The sequence below is a fragment of the Bradyrhizobium sp. Kon37 genome (genome assembly GCF_055807535.1).
In genome coordinates, this window is record NZ_JBVVOY010000014.1 from 1 (window position 1) to 15,552 (window position 15,552).

14 protein-coding genes, 1 tRNA gene and 2 pseudogenes are annotated in these 15,552 nt (G+C 59.8%); 7 read left to right on the plus strand and 10 right to left on the minus strand.

Going from position 1 to position 15,552, the window contains the following annotated elements; translation table 11 throughout:
• Positions 1-265 (plus strand): NYN domain-containing protein (locus tag AC0L3J_RS23575; protein ID WP_473348435.1); only part of this gene is annotated, 265 nt, incomplete at its 5' end.
• 673 nt (positions 266-938) lie between these two features.
• Here the strand turns inward: AC0L3J_RS23575 and AC0L3J_RS23580 are convergent.
• Complete coding sequence (locus tag AC0L3J_RS23580; protein WP_473348436.1) at positions 939-1,241, minus strand: hypothetical protein; 303 nt, start codon at positions 1,239-1,241, stop codon at positions 939-941.
• Between the two features lie 852 nt (positions 1,242-2,093).
• Positions 2,094-3,341, minus strand: a complete 1,248-nt coding sequence (locus tag AC0L3J_RS23585) for a tyrosine-type recombinase/integrase (protein WP_473348437.1) — start codon at positions 3,339-3,341, stop codon at positions 2,094-2,096.
• 1,655 nt (positions 3,342-4,996) lie between these two features.
• On the opposite strand from AC0L3J_RS23585, the gene AC0L3J_RS23590 reads away from it, so the two are divergent.
• Positions 4,997-5,176: a hypothetical protein gene (locus AC0L3J_RS23590; protein WP_473348438.1), complete on the plus strand. Its 180-nt coding sequence runs from the start codon at positions 4,997-4,999 to the stop codon at positions 5,174-5,176.
• Positions 5,177-5,300: 124 nt separating this feature from the next.
• On the opposite strand, the gene AC0L3J_RS23595 is transcribed toward AC0L3J_RS23590, so the two are convergent.
• The 4 genes and pseudogenes from AC0L3J_RS23595 to AC0L3J_RS23610 all read right to left on the minus strand — a co-directional run bounded on the left by AC0L3J_RS23595 (position 5,301) and on the right by AC0L3J_RS23610 (position 10,253).
• Positions 5,301-5,465 (minus strand): hypothetical protein, encoded by a 165-nt coding sequence (locus tag AC0L3J_RS23595; protein ID WP_473348439.1) that lies wholly within the window; start codon positions 5,463-5,465, stop codon positions 5,301-5,303.
• A gap of 385 nt (positions 5,466-5,850) precedes the next feature.
• A pseudogene (locus tag AC0L3J_RS23600) lies at positions 5,851-6,351 on the minus strand (transposase); the annotation flags it as partial.
• 1,258 nt (positions 6,352-7,609) lie between these two features.
• Positions 7,610-8,698: an IS110 family RNA-guided transposase gene (locus AC0L3J_RS23605; RefSeq protein ID WP_473348574.1), complete on the minus strand. Its 1,089-nt coding sequence runs from the start codon at positions 8,696-8,698 to the stop codon at positions 7,610-7,612.
• Positions 8,699-9,188: 490 nt separating this feature from the next.
• Positions 9,189-10,253: pseudogene (locus tag AC0L3J_RS23610) on the minus strand (IS110 family RNA-guided transposase).
• Positions 10,254-10,464: 211 nt separating this feature from the next.
• Between AC0L3J_RS23610 and tnpA the strand changes: the two are divergent.
• Both tnpA and AC0L3J_RS23620 read left to right on the plus strand, forming a co-directional pair.
• Positions 10,465-11,205 carry an IS66 family insertion sequence element accessory protein TnpA gene (gene tnpA, locus AC0L3J_RS23615; protein ID WP_473348440.1) on the plus strand — a complete coding sequence of 247 codons (741 nt, stop codon included), beginning with the start codon at positions 10,465-10,467 and terminating at the stop codon, positions 11,203-11,205.
• A complete protein-coding gene (locus AC0L3J_RS23620; RefSeq protein WP_473348575.1) occupies positions 11,127-11,345 on the plus strand; it encodes a hypothetical protein in 219 nt (72 codons plus the stop codon). The genes tnpA and AC0L3J_RS23620 overlap by 79 nt, the downstream gene beginning before the upstream one ends.
• A 738-nt stretch (positions 11,346-12,083) precedes the next feature.
• On the opposite strand, the gene AC0L3J_RS23625 is transcribed toward AC0L3J_RS23620, so the two are convergent.
• Entirely contained in the window at positions 12,084-12,212 is a 129-nt protein-coding gene (locus AC0L3J_RS23625; protein ID WP_473348441.1) for a transcriptional regulator domain-containing protein, read from the minus strand.
• A 57-nt stretch (positions 12,213-12,269) separates the two neighbouring features.
• On the minus strand, positions 12,270-12,530 hold the full coding sequence (locus AC0L3J_RS23630) for a DUF2285 domain-containing protein (RefSeq protein ID WP_473348442.1): 261 nt from the start codon (positions 12,528-12,530) through the stop codon (positions 12,270-12,272).
• Between the two features lie 107 nt (positions 12,531-12,637).
• Here AC0L3J_RS23630 and AC0L3J_RS23635 point away from each other — a divergent pair, with 107 nt between their 5' ends.
• The 3 genes from AC0L3J_RS23635 to AC0L3J_RS23645 all read left to right on the plus strand — a co-directional run bounded on the left by AC0L3J_RS23635 (position 12,638) and on the right by AC0L3J_RS23645 (position 14,278).
• Entirely contained in the window at positions 12,638-12,919 is a 282-nt protein-coding gene (locus AC0L3J_RS23635; protein WP_473348443.1) for a helix-turn-helix domain-containing protein, read from the plus strand.
• A gap of 773 nt (positions 12,920-13,692) precedes the next feature.
• Positions 13,693-14,088: a transposase gene (locus AC0L3J_RS23640; protein ID WP_473348444.1), complete on the plus strand. Its 396-nt coding sequence runs from the start codon at positions 13,693-13,695 to the stop codon at positions 14,086-14,088.
• Positions 14,075-14,278 carry a transposase gene (locus AC0L3J_RS23645; RefSeq protein WP_473348445.1) on the plus strand — a complete coding sequence of 68 codons (204 nt, stop codon included), beginning with the start codon at positions 14,075-14,077 and terminating at the stop codon, positions 14,276-14,278. Before AC0L3J_RS23640 ends, AC0L3J_RS23645 begins: the two co-directional genes overlap by 14 nt.
• A 402-nt stretch (positions 14,279-14,680) precedes the next feature.
• Here the strand turns inward: AC0L3J_RS23645 and AC0L3J_RS23650 are convergent.
• Together AC0L3J_RS23650 and AC0L3J_RS23655 are read right to left on the minus strand one after the other, a co-directional pair.
• Positions 14,681-14,746, minus strand: a tRNA-Ile gene (locus AC0L3J_RS23650).
• 271 nt (positions 14,747-15,017) lie between these two features.
• A complete protein-coding gene (locus tag AC0L3J_RS23655; protein WP_473348446.1) occupies positions 15,018-15,287 on the minus strand; it encodes a hypothetical protein in 270 nt (89 codons plus the stop codon).
• Positions 15,288-15,552 lie beyond the last annotated feature (265 nt).

Consider the following 15,552-nt stretch of genomic DNA (forward strand, 5'->3'; position numbering starts at 1 on the left):
CTCCGGTGACGGCGACTTCCGCTCCCTGGTCGAGGCCGTTCAGCGCCGCGGCGTGCGGGTCACCGTGATTTCCACGAACGCGAGCCAGCCGCCGATGATCGCCGACGAGCTGCGCCGCCAGGCCGACGTCTTCACCGACCTCGTCGAGCTGCAGTCCAAGCTCGGCCGCGACCCGTCCGAACGCCCCGCCCCGCGCGACCGTGAAGCGCGCGGACACACGATGAAGTTCTTGCAGCAGCCGAAGGGAAACGATCCGCTCGATTGAAGCGCCCACAACTCCTTTTTGCCAGATCGCACTCGTCTTGCTACGTTGCGCGAATATCAGCACAGTAGGTTGTTTCAGGTTGAGGCTCCACGACCGCTTCAATGAGAACGCGGCCTTGCGCTTCCGTGTTTTCCTGATCGTCTCCTTCAAGAGCGCGGCCGCTTGGGTTGATGGCATTTTTCCCGATGGAGCAGCCCGGATGCGGCCGGGGATTTCAGGAGGCACGATCGAGAAAAACCGTCCAACAGGATCTGGGAGGTCGCTCGCGAAATGGCGCGGCGCAAGAGCGCGTCGAAGCGGTACTTCGCGTCGGCTCGAAAAACCGAAGGGCCCAGCGGGTCTCTCCAAGCCTTCGGGCGGACATCGTGATCAGCTTGGTCATCTGCGGAGGTTCTGAGCCGTGGCTAGTTAGAGCGACGAACCGAGGTCCAACGCTCAAGCATATAGTCAAACTTAGACACAATCTGATCAATCAGAGATCGATCATTCCTCGCTCGACGCGTTCAATGGAAGGCGGGACCGAAACAGCGCTTACACTTGGACAGGCTTCTACGCTGGCTCGCGTGGCCTGCTTCTTAGGGACCGGGGCCAAATATCTTGCAGCAAACTTCCAGCTAGTGCGCAGTTTACGTAGCTGTTGCATACTGCCTCCTTGAACGGGCACACTAGCCGCCTAGATTTCCTCGTCGGGCCGACCGATGATCTGCAACTTCCATTTCATCTGCGACTGGCTCTGCTTAATGCAGAAGCGTCCGTCAATGACCGGAAGTTTGAGCACCGAGCTGGGCTGGTTGCGGCAGCAACTTTGCGAGCTGTCGGGAAAACCAGGCTGGTAGAGATACAACCGGGCGTAAAATGGCTCCACAGAAATCAGAACATCGACGGTCTTGACGGCTCGTGGCAGTTTGGCAGAAAGATCCAGCAACCGATCTCCCGGATTACATGCCAGAGCAATCAATGTAAGTGCCAGAACCATGAAAGTACCTTAGCTCAACGCAAGCGCTCGGTCAGCGACAATCCTGAAGCCGAAGTCAACGCCCACCAAGCAGCTACCAGAGCCGCAGCACGTGACGGTTCCGCGACAGCAGTCGGATGATTCCGCTCATGCAATTCGTCACAGGCTGAAAGACGCTCCCACGCGTAACCCCAAGGTTGTGATCCCATTGATCGTAGATGGCAGCGATTGATAATTGCACCCACTTACGAGGATAAACCCAACGGGAAATTGACCGGTAACAATTCGAACGATTGTGCGTCGGATATCAAGCTATTCTCAGCCCTTGACAACATCGTCACGGATCATCTCAGGCGTCCAGAGCGCCGCCCGCACCCGTGGGGTTGTCCCGCGGCTCCTGGCCCCGGGGGGACGAGCGCGGTATTCCTTAAGAGTTGCACAGGGTGTAAGCTGGATATCACCAGCACTGACACGGCTACCTGATTTCGGGCCAAAGCTACATACTGAAGTTGAAGCCTTGCTCGCCCCAATTTCGGCGCGGACGCTTCACCGTGAGCTACAACGACGACACCCTGGGACGAAGCTTCTGCGAGAAGCAGCCGAATTCCGCTTCTCCGGTCGAGGAAGGTGGCGCTATAGGTTGCTCCTGCCGAGGCATTTGGCGTGATGGTGGCGCCTGAAATGGTTCCCAGTTTTGCAATGGCCTTTTGATCCGCAAAACGTAGCAGCGGTTTTCCCCTTCGTGTCCATTCCCGTTTGAGGTTCAGGCGCCTGCTTCGGCTGCGATCCGCCTCTGCGTTCGTTGGAACCGCGCGACATAGGAGTAACGCAGAACGATTTGGCCAGAGGTTGGAAACGAGCCCTTCCAGTGTATCAGTAGCTCACGAGGCCGCGTGGTTTGATTTGAATGACAGCACCAGAAGTCTGCGGTCTTCGTTCTCTCACGGGATCTCGCTTCGCGATCTTGTCGACTGCATCAGACAAATAATCAGGATGGTGATGACCATAGGTGTTGAGCAGCACATCGAGCGACATTCCGAGATAACCTGCTGCTTGCCAAGGGTCCGCGCCCCTTTGCATGAGCCAAGTCGCTGCTGTATGTCGCAGTGTTTGAGGTGAGATACCCTGACCGAGCCCCGCCAGCCTCACCGCACTCTTGAACGCTGTTTTGACCGACTTGACTGCCTTCCCGTTGTATTCGATAAAATGCTGCGCCTCCGGATCAATCCGATGCCAGCGTCTCAGGTGAGCCAGCAGGCGCATGGGTATTGGTACCGTGGGCTGCCGCTTGTTCGTTTTAGAACTTCCCCGCTTCAGCCGGTAGTATCGCCCACGCTCCAGGTCGACATAGGAGCGACCGATCCCCGGATTGGGGGATGCGGCCGCAATCGCTCCCGCACGAGTCCCGCTATAGACGCCAAGCAAGATGAACCGAGCAAGGTGGCGCAGCGGACGTCTGCTTGTCGGGACCTTTACGTCGTCCGCGGATCGGTGTGACCTTTTCTGCATCTCGCGATAGCGCCAGCAAGTCCAGATCAATCTCGCCGTATCGCTACGCGTCAGCCACTTATCTCGCGGCTGGCCCTTCTCAGGCAGCGAGACTCTAACGATTTCCCGATGATATCCTTCGGCCGCATGGTAGCCAATCGCGGCGCGGAGATCTTCAAGGTCTCGGCGCGCGCCTCCCCTTTTACAACGCTGTTTGGCATAGGAACGACATGCCTCTCCGTTAAGTTCACCCAACATCTTTGCTCCCCACCAATCGTTTAGCCGTCCAATTCGCTTCTTGAACTTGCGAACGTCGGGAATGGAATCTTCGCGCTTGGCATCCACGTTAAAGCGCTCCCGAAGCTTCTCTAGCTGCGCCTCAAGGTAAATCGAGAGGAGATCCGCAATTGCGATGTCGTCTGCGTGACGAACCCGACGCTTTGGGGTGTGGTTCGAGATATTATAATTCCTCAACATTTCTTCCGTGGCCGCAATCTCATCGGCAGGGCAGCCTGCGGTAATATCCCGGCCTTTGCCCCTGAAGATCGAGGCTGCCTTGTGAGCAAGCTGTCCGCACTCCTCTTGACGAGCGGCGTTGAGCTGAACTCTCGCCCCCTTGCGCCTTCGCGGCATAAATTTCGCATCCGTTCGACATAAGCCAGCGTTGTGAATTCCTTGCCGGCAATCTTTTCAATTACGAGTCGATTGCAAATCGCGCTCGCGCCGCAACCCTGCGACCGTCGTCCCGCCCCAAAGGAAAAGCGATCTTCACCGCATCAGCAAGACGAAGAAGCGCATCAGATGTAACTTTCGTTTGCGTTCGAACTGTCATCGACTCTCATGGATCGATTAACAAGACCAAAGCGATGATGCCGGCATCAACGCGAATGTAAAGCTGCACCTTCATGCTGTCGCGGAATCGGCGCTCTCCTCGCAAAAGCGAGCGGATCAGACAGGGTTCGGATTGTTAAAACAACAAGCCGATTTTTGTCCGGTTGCGCCGGACGCCGCACCGACACGTCCCCTCAAGTCCAAAAATTTCAAGCTCGAATTCTCTGATCTCGGTTTTTCGTCTCTCCTCGCGTTTCTCCGATCAAACGCCACTCAGGATCGTCTGCGACAAACGAACATAAATTGAGCCTTGGTCCACTCGGCAAAGCCGGTGTTGATCGGCAACCTGAAGAACTGGTGTTCGCAAATCTCCACGAACGTGTTCGCTTTGATACATCCGAAACCGGGCGAGTTATCCGGGTGCTCCAGGCCGACGGCGAGATGCCAATGGTCCGAAGCGGCTCAAACGGCCTCGACGACCTTGCCGGCGAGGGGAACCTGAGTTTCCCGTCGGCATTGCAAAGGGCGGGGCGCCCGGCGCCGAGCCGCCGGGTGATCACAAGGTGCTTTCACGATCCGAGTTTGTGATCGCAGCAAGAGGATGCAGCAGGTTATCGAGTGGTCGAGTCCGCGCCGGCTCGGGAAGTCGATCGCCCGACCGGCGAAATCACGGTGAAACATACGGGCAGGATGGTGACAGCAGCGAGCACGGGGATGCCAACCTGCCAATCCAGATGAACCTGATTTGGCGGCGCCTTGCTTACACGATGACGGCCGGTATGCGGGCCAAACTGGTTAGGCAGTGAGGGCAAGAGCCCGTTGGCGCATTTGGGGCCGCCGTCGGGTCCGACGCTCAGCCCTCGTCAATATCTGGCCGCTGCGAACATGAGGCCGGTTGGGCGGCCGCTCGACCTGATCACGTCAACTCCGAACCCGCGTCTGCGCTGGCTATTCGACCCTGTCCCGGGGTTTGCAGGTGCCGTGGATGCCGCGCTTGCGGGAGAAGCGGTGCCCGACCCCGTCGTTGTGGATGGGTTGGCCGAGCTGGCTTTGGTTGCTGGGGCGCTGGTCTGGTTGGACGCGGTGGTGTCGTTACCAGCGCTGTAGAAAACTGCCGCGATAGCGGCGATCACGACAATTGCGACGACCACCCAGGCCATGGGGTTGTCCCGGTAATTCCGTTCTCGATTGGACATGGGGAATCCTCTCGGGCTAGACAAGCCACCAAACCCGAGATCCCTCCAGCGTTCCTGCCGCCGGTAACACTCACTTTGCCGCCCTGTGAGCAGAGGCGGCGCGAACGGTAACCTCGATTTCCAACACCTCGACCGTTGCTGCGATCGCGCGGTTGAATTGCGGCTGGACACGCTTCCACAGGATCTGTGCATATTGTCTGCGACTAGCATGACAGCGCGGCCAAGTCAGGCCAGGGATGGGGTCGAGGCTTGATTCCAGCAATGAAACTCATCGCCGAACGTCCGTTTGCCCATCCGAAAGTCGCCGCCCGCCAACTCGCTCTGCTGGCTTCGGGTATCGAGGCGGTACAGGACGGCAGAATCCATATCGAGAAGATCAACTACCTCTTTCTCTACACGCTGCGGCCGGTTCCGGCCAGGATCTGCTGGCGACTGCAGTAGGAACCTGGCGTCCTTGCCCGGCTTGCTGCTTCGCTGGCTCGCCCAAGCTAGCGGAGCGGCCCCGGCCCTATCCTCCCAATGACCCTCCAAGCCGGGGCCGTCTCTCCTTCGATAGAGGGAGCCTTCAGCGTTGCTCGATGGTTCGCGCCGCCAATTCCCGGTCCAGCTCCTTCAACCGTCCGAGGAGGTTTTCAACGATCTCCATGCAATCGGAATGCCCCAATGATTGCACACCTCGCGCCGCCAGCTCGCGCTCCAATATACTCGCTAGGATGACTTGGATGCTCACAGACCCTCCCGCCAAAGATTGCTTCGCCAGGTACGGTTCAAAAACGAATTGGGTTCGCTCAGGCGAAAGGCCGCAGCGTGGTTCCAGCCCCACTGCGGCCATCCCGGGAAAATCAACAAATTGGTGCTTAAATCTCGCCGGTGTTCCTACGGTAGAACACCCCGTTCTGAAAATGGACTCCGGAAAACTACCGTACCCCGATCTTCTACGTATTGTCGTCTGAACGTGAAAATGGCACGGCTCGATTTCCAGCCCCTAATGCTCCCGGCAGCCGATCCAATTGCGGATTAGAGCGCCGGGAGTGCCGCGGCCGCCCGTTAGGCGCTGAGCATCTGGACCGGCGTTTCATTCAAGGTGCTGATGCCGCACGTTCGTGTCGCGCCGCCGTCCAGAAAGTCTCGGCCTCGGACGGCCCGATGTCCATGCCGAGAACCTCCCCGGCCGTCGCTGTTGACGCCGACCGCGACAATCACCGCGACTTCTGCGGCCATTCTGGCGTATCTCAGGTAGGTGGCGTCGATCCAGAGATACCGCCAGTCGCCTCGATCGGACGGGCGAGGAAGGCCTGCACCTTGTCGTCGATCTCGCCGCAGCTCGGCGGACCTGGCTCTTGGAGATGCCGGTCATGCCGATGCCTGCACCAGATGGTCGACCGAAGCGAGTCGAATGCCCTGCACACTCCTGCATCACGGCGATGAGCGCCTTCTCGGCCATCCGTCGCGGCTCCGGGAAGTCCGGAAAGCAGGAGCCCTTGCGTAGCTTGGGATGTGCAGCTCGACCGCGCCGGGTCGCCCGGATCCGGTCGCGGTAACCGTTGCGCTGGGCCAGTCTCGCCTCCCGCCAGCTCCCTCAGAAGCTGGGCGGCAAACCCGATCAGCTCGCGCAGAAGATCGGCGTCGGGGTGTTCGTTACCAGCGCGCGCAGGTTGTGTCGTCGGTCGTGTTCCTCGATTGCATTGGCGTGTCGCAACCCGATCCTACCGGAGAACTGCCGGTGGCAACCGCAAAGCCGCCCGCCCGCTACGGCGCTCTTGGGGGCGCGCGTCCGGGCCGCTTTGCTAACCGAGCTACACCACCACTGGGGACACGACCGAGCTCGATCTTAATCAGCTTTGCCAGGTCGCGCGTGAATGCTCTGAGGTCGGTCAATTCGCCGGAATCGGGTGAGATGATGCACAGAATAAAGGGCTGGCGTCCTGACACCGCTCATCAAAAGCCGCGCCTGCGCGGTCTCTACCAAACAGAAGAGCTCGGCGCGCCAACCACCTCGGGTTCCGCCATCGCGCTTCAGGTACAACAGATGGCCATCAGTGGAGCTGAGCGGTGATCGCCCTGAGCGGAAGGATTGCCCTTTTCAACCACCAGCAAGCACCTTCACGAGGAGACGCCGTGCCGGGCTGAGCAACCGGCTGTGGCTGGGGTTGGCCTGCGATGGCCGAACGTCTAGCCGCTATCGCATGCTACAGGCAGCCGGAATCGAGACATGTCGGGTCTTCTTGGCGACACTAGCATGTGGCTGATGGCAGGTCTTGGACCTTGGCACCCGAGTGCTGCAGATACGCTCAGGAAGTCGCGGTCGCCAATGGTCACGCCCGCCCATCTAGGCGCAAAAAGTGCCCACAGTGCCGAAGATGCCTTTGAATGCATTGTTCAAACAGGAAGGCGCGGCACGCGCCCCAACTGAACGGCACGCCGAAACTGAAGCCGTGCCAATGGCTTGTTGTTCGACCGGCGAGCCCCTTTTATCTAGCCGTCTTAATCGGTCGTGTCGTCGCTCTCTTCTCAGCCATTCTCGCTTCCTTTCTCGCTTGCGACAAGCCTCTCTGATCCACGCCATGACACGATGCGCCGCGATGCTCACGAGTCCTGATGCGCCGTGCAGTCTTCCGCGCTCATCGACGACACAAACTCGCTGCAGCAAGGCAGCGCGGACGCCGTCGCGGCGCATCTTTCCATCGGCATGACGGAGCCACATCACAGGCAATCCGGCGCGATCGGTCGGCATCCGAAGATGCATCGTCGCAGGCAAGATAACGTGCGTTCCGTCGTCGTTGTGCTGCACCAGTCCTCATCCGCCGGCGGCGGAGCTCCATGTTCAGGTCGCGGCGATCACCGCGTCGTTGCCAGGTTGAAGGATCACGCGCCTCATGCGTAAGCCCCCAGCAATCTGCGCTGCTTGGCCGTTGTTTCGGCGCGCATCTCCGCCCTCGAGGCGTCCGGATCGCCACAGTAGAACGTGCCGCTGGTCCACATCGCGTGCATGATCACGGCGAGCTTGCGCGCCACCGCCACCGTCGCCTTGCGGTGCGAGGAGCGCTTGGCCAGCGCCAGTCCCCACGCCTTGACCTTGTCTTTTTTCTTGTAGCGGGTCAGCAACGCGCTGGCCGCCTCATACAGCGCCCGCCGCACATCACCGTCGCCCGCCTTGCTGATCCGGCCCCTGACGTCGATCGACGAGCCGGACTGCCAGCGCCGCGAGGTCAGGCCAAAATACGCCGCCACGTCGCGCGAGCGTCTGAACCGCGAGGGGTCATCGACCGCGGTCATAAAACTCAGCGCCGCGATCGGTCCGACACCGGGAATCTGCATGAAGCGCCGGCACAGCTCATGCCCGGCGACCAGGCGCACCACCAGATCGTGCAGCCGGCAGTACTCCTTCCACAGCGCCGCCCGCGCATTCAGCATGGCGTCGATCAGCTCGCTGACCAGCGCATCGTGTGCGACCGCATCGCGCACGGCTTGCGCAAAACCGCCGCGCCCGACCCGGTTCAGCCGGATGCCAAACACCTTTAACGAGTGCCGGATCGCGTTCTCCAGGTCCAAAAACTTGCGCTTCAAATTGCGCCGGTGCGTCAACAACAGCCGCAGACGGTAGCAGGCCTCGCTCTTGATATGGGCGCGCCGGAACCAGCCGGTGCGCATGATGTGGGCAATGCCGAGCGCATCGGCGCGGTCGGTCTTGTTGCGCTGCGCCTTCAGCGCCGCGCGCACATGCAAAGTCTCGAGGCAGACCGCCGGAAGGCCCAGCCTGAGCAGCTCCGGATGCAGCCAGGGCGACAGCGACCCCGCCTCGTGGCCGAGCCGCCGCAAGCGGCCAAGATACGGCGCGAGCGCCGTCTTGATCGCCTCCGGATCGGTCACCACCGCCGTCTCCAGCACCACCTTGCCCGTGGCGTCCACCACACAGATTGCTGTCTCGTCCATGCCGACATCCAGGCCACAGAAGAATTCCATCACACGCCTCCCGCGTTGCTGAAGATGCGCATTGTGCCCGTCATTCATCCCGCAAGCCACTTGATCGCCTGCCGCAGGTCCCGGCGCAGACCGATTACGGGCGGCTTTCCTAATCGGGCGTTCAAAGTCAACTCATTCCTACGCTTTTCTTCGACTCTCTGCATTTCAGTCATCACACACTCCTTGCAACAACAACGCGCACACCGCACCAAAGCCGCGACCGCGGTTTGCATTCTCCAGGCGGGATCCATGCGTTGCTTCGCGTTCAGCACATCGGCCGTCGCATGCTCTTCATCAGGTTCGTAAACAGGGCTGTCCAAGCAGTCTGGCGCTCTCATCACGAAGATGGCAGCAGGCAAGAGATAGCGGACATTCCCCGTTTCGCGGCCCCGCCAGGGGACGCTCACCGCGCGCGCGGATCTCTAGTTATTGCTCCTTCTCAACATGCCGGCCGCAACACCAGCGCTACACTTTTGCGTTCCCGCAGCAATTACTGCGCAGGCTTCAAACGCAATCTTTGTGTGACCCTGGCGCCGAACCCAACGTGGAAGTCGGTCTGATTGACCCACATCCTGTGCAGGATGCTCGCAAGCTTGCGTGCGACCGCGACGATCGCGCACAGCATGCTCGACCGTTTGGCGATCCGCAGGCCCCACGCCCGCAAGGCCGACCATTTCCTGACCCGCAGCAGCAGGCTTGCCGCCGCCTCGCAGAGCGCCTCGCGAACCGCGACGTCGCCCTGTTTGGTAATTCGGCCTTCGTAGTCGATGGACGTTCCAGACTGGTGGCGTCTTGGCGTCAGGCCAAAATGCGCGCCGACTGTCCGGGATCGTGCAAACCGAAGAGGGTCATCAACACCGACCTTGAACGAAAGGGCGGCAACGGGACCGACGCCAGGTACGGTCATCAATCGACGACAGATCGCATCATGCTGGACGACCTGCAGGAGCACCTTACGCAATCGTTCGTAGCCCTCGAAGATCGCTCGCCGTACGTCCAACATGGCCTCAATCATCATGGAAAATACCGGATCGCTGTGCTCGATGAGCTCGCGGATCCGCGCTTCGTATCCTCCGCGGCCGACCGCCCCAACCATCAGACCGTACGCCCTCAGCGTGCCACGAATGTGGTTTTCGAGGTCGATCAGTTTGCGCTTGAGCAACTTCCGGCTGGTCAGCAGCGTGCGCATTTTCTGCATGTCGATGTTCTTGACATGGACGGCGCGGTACCAACCCAACCGCATCATCTGCGCGATGCCACGCGCATCATTCCGGTCGGTCTTGTTCCGCATTGTCGACAGCGACACGCGTATATGGCGTGCTTCCACGACAATGATCGAAAGCCCGGCTGGCTGCAATTCGCGATACAGCCAGATGCCAAGCGATCACGCTTCGACTCCCACTCTATCGAGGCGATCCGCGTAGCTCTCCACAGCCGAGCGGATCGCCTCCGGCTCGGTGCTGACCTTCACTTCGCGAACCGTGAGACCCTCACCGTCGACGATGCAAAGGATGGTTTCTTCAAGACCGACGTCCAATCCAACGTAGAGTTTCATCGGAGTTCTCCTGTGTGGCAACGACGACCTAAGTCGTCGCACCGGGCTCCGGATTCGGCCACACGGCAGCTATCGCCGTGCACCGCTTTCTCGAAGCCCGATTTGAAGAGCCTTCCTAATCGGGCGTTCGTAAGCGTCCGGTTTCTGCACATCTTCCTCCTCGTGCGATGTCGTTCTATTTCGGGTTCTCTGCTGCTGTGGAGATTCTCTGGTGGGACCGAAACACTTCCAGAACAAAGCGCGACGTGAATGGTGGTCGCTGCACATCGAGGCATGGCGCCGAAGCGATCTCGGAATCCGTAAATATTGCCTTCAGCAACGCCTCACCGAGAGCACGTTTCGGCGCTGGCTGAAGCGGCTCGCCGGCGACGAGACTGCGCTTAAGCTCGACAAATATCAGACGGAATTGCGCCGCGAGCGCTGCCGGGACAAACGCGAAAAGGCGCTGCGAAAGCAGAAGCAGCGCAGGTTCATGGTTACTGCGGACGTCCGCAATCAGGCCTTTCAGGCGTTCTGGGCAATGCATGTGGAGGCGATGAATTGGAGCGGAATGGGCCTGCGCGCCTACGCCGCCGCAATGCAGCTGTCGCCGCATTCGTTGCGCAAATGGCGTGACCGACTGGACGCCGGCGAGTTCGCAATCGACTGGCGCGCGCATCTTCACCCCTCCGCTCGCTCGGCCGTTAGCACTAGTGCCAGGAACTCGGCCCCCGAACGTCGCTTGACAGCCGCGGAAATCGGCGATCCGACGGCGCCTCGAGCGCCCGTTCGGCGCTTCTTCAGCGATGAGGAGAAGCTCGCGATCGCGAAGGAAACCGAGCAGCCGGCGCCAAGGTCTCTGCCGTTGCGCGCAAGCACGGGATCGTCACCGGGCTGCTGTTCCGCTGGCGGGCAGTTCGGCATCGCGCCAAAGAAACGCTCCGAGACTCGTCCGTGTCGTGCTGGCCGATGACATGTCGCGCGAGCGCTGCACGACCTCGTGCGTCAGCCGGAGGCATGATAGCGGTCGACCTCGCCGAGGAAGGCCCCACTTCGCTCCAGCCGGCAGCGATCCCGATGCGTTGCGAGCGCAGATCGATCGCGAAGATGTAGCACCATGAGGGCGGCTTCGTGGGCCGGTCATGCCGGGCTAGGACCGCTCGAGCACACTCACATCGGCGCAGCTCGCGATGCTGAACGAAGGAATCGACTGCCGGGCGCCACAACCGTCTGGAAGACCGCAACCGAGATGATTCGCAAAAAGTGCAATATTGAGTCGCGAACTTCTACGAACTAGAGTGTCCGAGAGTGCCATCGGACATGCAGCTCGATCTCGCCAATCTCCCGTCCGGTCCTGAATACTTCGTAACATAGCCGCTATCACCGGCATATTGTTCCGAAGGCTGGTACAACACGGCTGAGCAAGCTCCTACCGGCGAAGCTAGCGGCCGTGAGGGTCACCGGAACGCCATCCGCAACGCTGGTTCTGAACGATCTTGTTGCTGCAACCCGACGGAATGTCAGTTGTCGAATTGTACGATGGGCCACGCGGTCCGGGCTCATCGGCAGCGATCGAGATGCAGTCCGCCGCCAGATCATGCAGCGGGAAACAGCACGATGATGATCGTACTGGCCGACGGGAAGGTGCATCTTGCTGACGCAGCCCGATCGCAAGGCAACTCGGTTGATGCGATCGGATCGACGTCGACAGAACCTTAGCCGCCCAAAAGGTGGTCTCTTTTCTGTAAGACCGCCAAGAGTCATGGTCGAAAGCAGATACCCACCTGCTCCTGAATTCGGGCGTCACTGGACCATCGCGACCGTTAGCAATCACAGCGTTGTAGTTGCGTCCTAATCCGGATTTTGACGCATGCATTCCCATGCAATGTCCCTGGCTTTTGCATTTTGCGGACTTTGGTACGATCCCGGCGAACGCAATCCGAAATCGAACATGACTTCATTTGCAGGCATTGCGCGCATGGAGAAAGAAAATCTTCGTTCGATAGCTCGTGCGACGATTTTTTATATCCTTGCCAATCATTTACGCAGAAGACGCCCCTGCTCAGTCATCCACCTAGCCCGTGCGAGATGGCTTTGAAACGCATGGCGTGCGCGATCCGGCTCCCGAGCAGGATCGATGTGAAGAACGATTCGGGCCACATCTTTCCAGTTTGCGCTTTCGCTGTCGGCCTGCAGAAGCCGAATGTAAGTCACGATATGCAGTTCGTCGTAGTCCGTCAGCTGAGCAGCAGTCGGGGCCACATCCGCGACGTCCGGGTCTAGTGGTAGTGTCTTCATCTAAGTGTTTTTCTTGACAAGAGCCGCACCAAATCTACGGCCAAGCTACCTAAATATGTTGGTTATAGCCAGTGGTTTAATAGCCTGCGAAATGGCTGCTTCCGCGCATGGACGCTCGTGCGCTCGTGGCTTGGAATGTTCGTCGGATCCGCGTCAATCGCGGTGTCCCTCAAGAGCAATTGGCGTACGATGCTGGTATCGATCGTTCATACATGAGCGGCATTGAGCGGCAGGCTGAGAACCCGACCATCGATCTGCTTGACCGGCTCGCCAAGGCTCTTGGTGTTCAACTCTCCGAATTCTTCCTTCAACCTGTCCCTGGCGCAACGACACCAAAGGCGTTGCCAAAGGGTCGAAAGCCAATCCGATCAGCCCCTAAAAAGAAGTAGCTCCTTCGCGATCTGATAGCGGATCAGAATAGCTGCTTGTGAGACCATTGGGTGTCCTGATATTACTCGCTCCATCAAACACTTTGTGTCATCAGGTTCGAGCCACCCGCCCTGATGAACTTTGCCGCGCGAGCGCGGTAATCCGTCAACGGAAGCGAAAAGCCCTTTGCGGCTTGCAGCGTTTTCCACATAGCCCCGCCTTGATCCCCTTCGTTGCGCCGAAAAGCCCTCATCTTGCAGAGAACGGCCTCGATCCTCATAGATGCAGGCAAAATCGGCTCTCGTCCGCCCTCACGATGCCGCTTGGACGTATCGGCGTATACCGCGTCAGTGCCGCGCCGATTGGCCAGGTAGCTCCGGGTATTCCGAATGCCGGGCGCCAGAGATGCGATCGCAGTATACTAGAAGCCAACAATCCCGAACTCGCTGCCGACCTCGTTGGTCGTGTCCCCAGTGGTGGTGTAGCGCGGATAGCAAAGCCGCCCGGACGCGCGCCCCCAGTTGCGCCGTAGCGGGCGGGCGGCTTCTGCGGTGGCACCGGCAGTTCTCCGATAGGATCGGTTGCAACACGCCAACGCAATGGAGGAACGTCGATCGACGACAGAACCTGCGCACGCCGCTAGAGAAGAGCCCCGACGCGATCTGGTGCGCGAGCTGATCGGCTTTACCGCCCCCCAGCGTCTGATGGAGCTGGAAGTGGGAGGGCAGACCAGGGCGGCCTATGGCGAACCTGAGGCTCTATGGCAAACCAGGGGTCTATGGCGAGAAGAATCTTGAACGGCCTGGCCTGGCGCGAAGGTTACCGACCGGATCTGGGAGACCCGGCGCGGTCGAGCTGCGCATCCCCAAGCTGCGTAAGGGCTCCTACTTCCCGGGCTTCCTGGAGCGCGCCGCATGGCGAGAAGGCGCTCACCGTGGTGGTGCAGGAGGCCTATGTGCAGGGCATTTCGACCCGCTCGGTCGACGATCGGGTGCATGCCATGGGCATGGCCGGCATCTCCATGAGTCAGGCCCGCCGACTGTGCGGCGAGATGCAAGGTGAAGGGCATTCCTCGCCCTTCCGATCGGGGCGACTGGCCGTATCTACTGATCGACGCACCTACGTTAAGGTGCGCCAGAACGGCGGTATCCTGTCGGCCGCAGTGACAGGCTCCGTTGGCGTCAAGTGACCGCCGGCGGGAGGTTCTGGGCAGGGACATCGGCCCGTCCGAGGCCGAGACGTTCTGGACCGTGTTTCTGCGCGACCTAGCCCGCCGGCTGCGCGGTGCTAAGCTGGTCCTGTCGGCCCCCAACGCGCTGGCGCATGCCGGCATGATCGGCTTGCGCGCGGTCTCCGCCTTCATGTTGCCAAGACGATGACAAGGCCGCAACTCCGCAATGGAGCAAAGTCGCCGATCAACTCCGCCCCAAGCTGCCAAAGCTTGCCCAGCTTCCGCCACGAGGGCGAGAACTGAGTTGCTCGCCTGCATGACCTTCTCGTCGCAGCATCGGACCAAACTGCACTCCACCAACCCGACTGACCGTATCACCCGCGAGAGCAAGAGCCGGACCGAAGTCGCTGCTTGTCTCTCAGTGAAGCTTTCATCGTCCGCCTCGCCAGAGCAATTCTGGTCGAGCAATCGCTTTCTGCGTGCCCGCTACACGAGCCCAAACAATCGCGCCATGGAGCTCGATCCGCCCCTCAGCCTTCAGGCTATCGCCGACCGACACCCGGCTCTCGCTGCCGAGCGCGGCGACCGGCCGCCGGCTACACCACGGTAGGTGAGACGGCAGGACTCGAACCTGCAACCAGACCGTTATGAGCGGCCGGCTTTCCGATAGCGCTCGTTGGGCTTACTACGTTTTTGTTCGGGTTCTATCCGGTTCGATAAACTTAATCAGATCATTCGATTGCCAAACTGGTGAGATCGAAGCCGGACTTCAGGCGCGATGCGAGTTTTGTCCTCGCCTCGCTTCCGCCGTGCCCCGGCCCCCAATGAAGACCTCGAGCCGCCACATCGATTCCGTGAGAGCAATACGCACTATGCCCATTCCAGGCTTAACTTTGAAACCAACCTGCAACTCGCAGATCACACCGTCATGCTTGCAGCATCGGTTTTTATGCTGGCAAATGAACGATGCTGCGTCGTCCGAATACAGGGAGTGAACGAACGGACCGATCGGCACTGTCCCAGGCAGCCTCGCTCTGCTCGCAATCGAGGTCGGCGATCACATCTTCGAAGGCAGAGATTGCCTGTTGAAGGACCGCGATCTGCCTCATTTCATCGTCGTCGATCTCACCCACGCGATTTCGTAGCGCCACAACAAGTTCTCGACGGCGCTCCTTCAACTGAACGAGTGGCAGGCCGTGATCAGGCGGATAATTCATCGCGATATCTCCGTTTCCAAGCCTATCCATCTTAAGCCAGACCTGCTTCAACTGCGTTGAAACTGCTGCTAAATTTTTATGGTTCGCCTAGACCGCAAGTGCAGCTTAGCTCGTCGTGGAGATCAGGTTCGACGTAACGGTGCATGTGATCCAGCAGACCACAAAAACGACGGGGGCGATGGGCATCCTCTGATCCACCAGCCCGGAAAGCTCGCCCTCCTGGAGATATTACTGCACTCCGTTGAAGCGACCGCATTGAATTGGC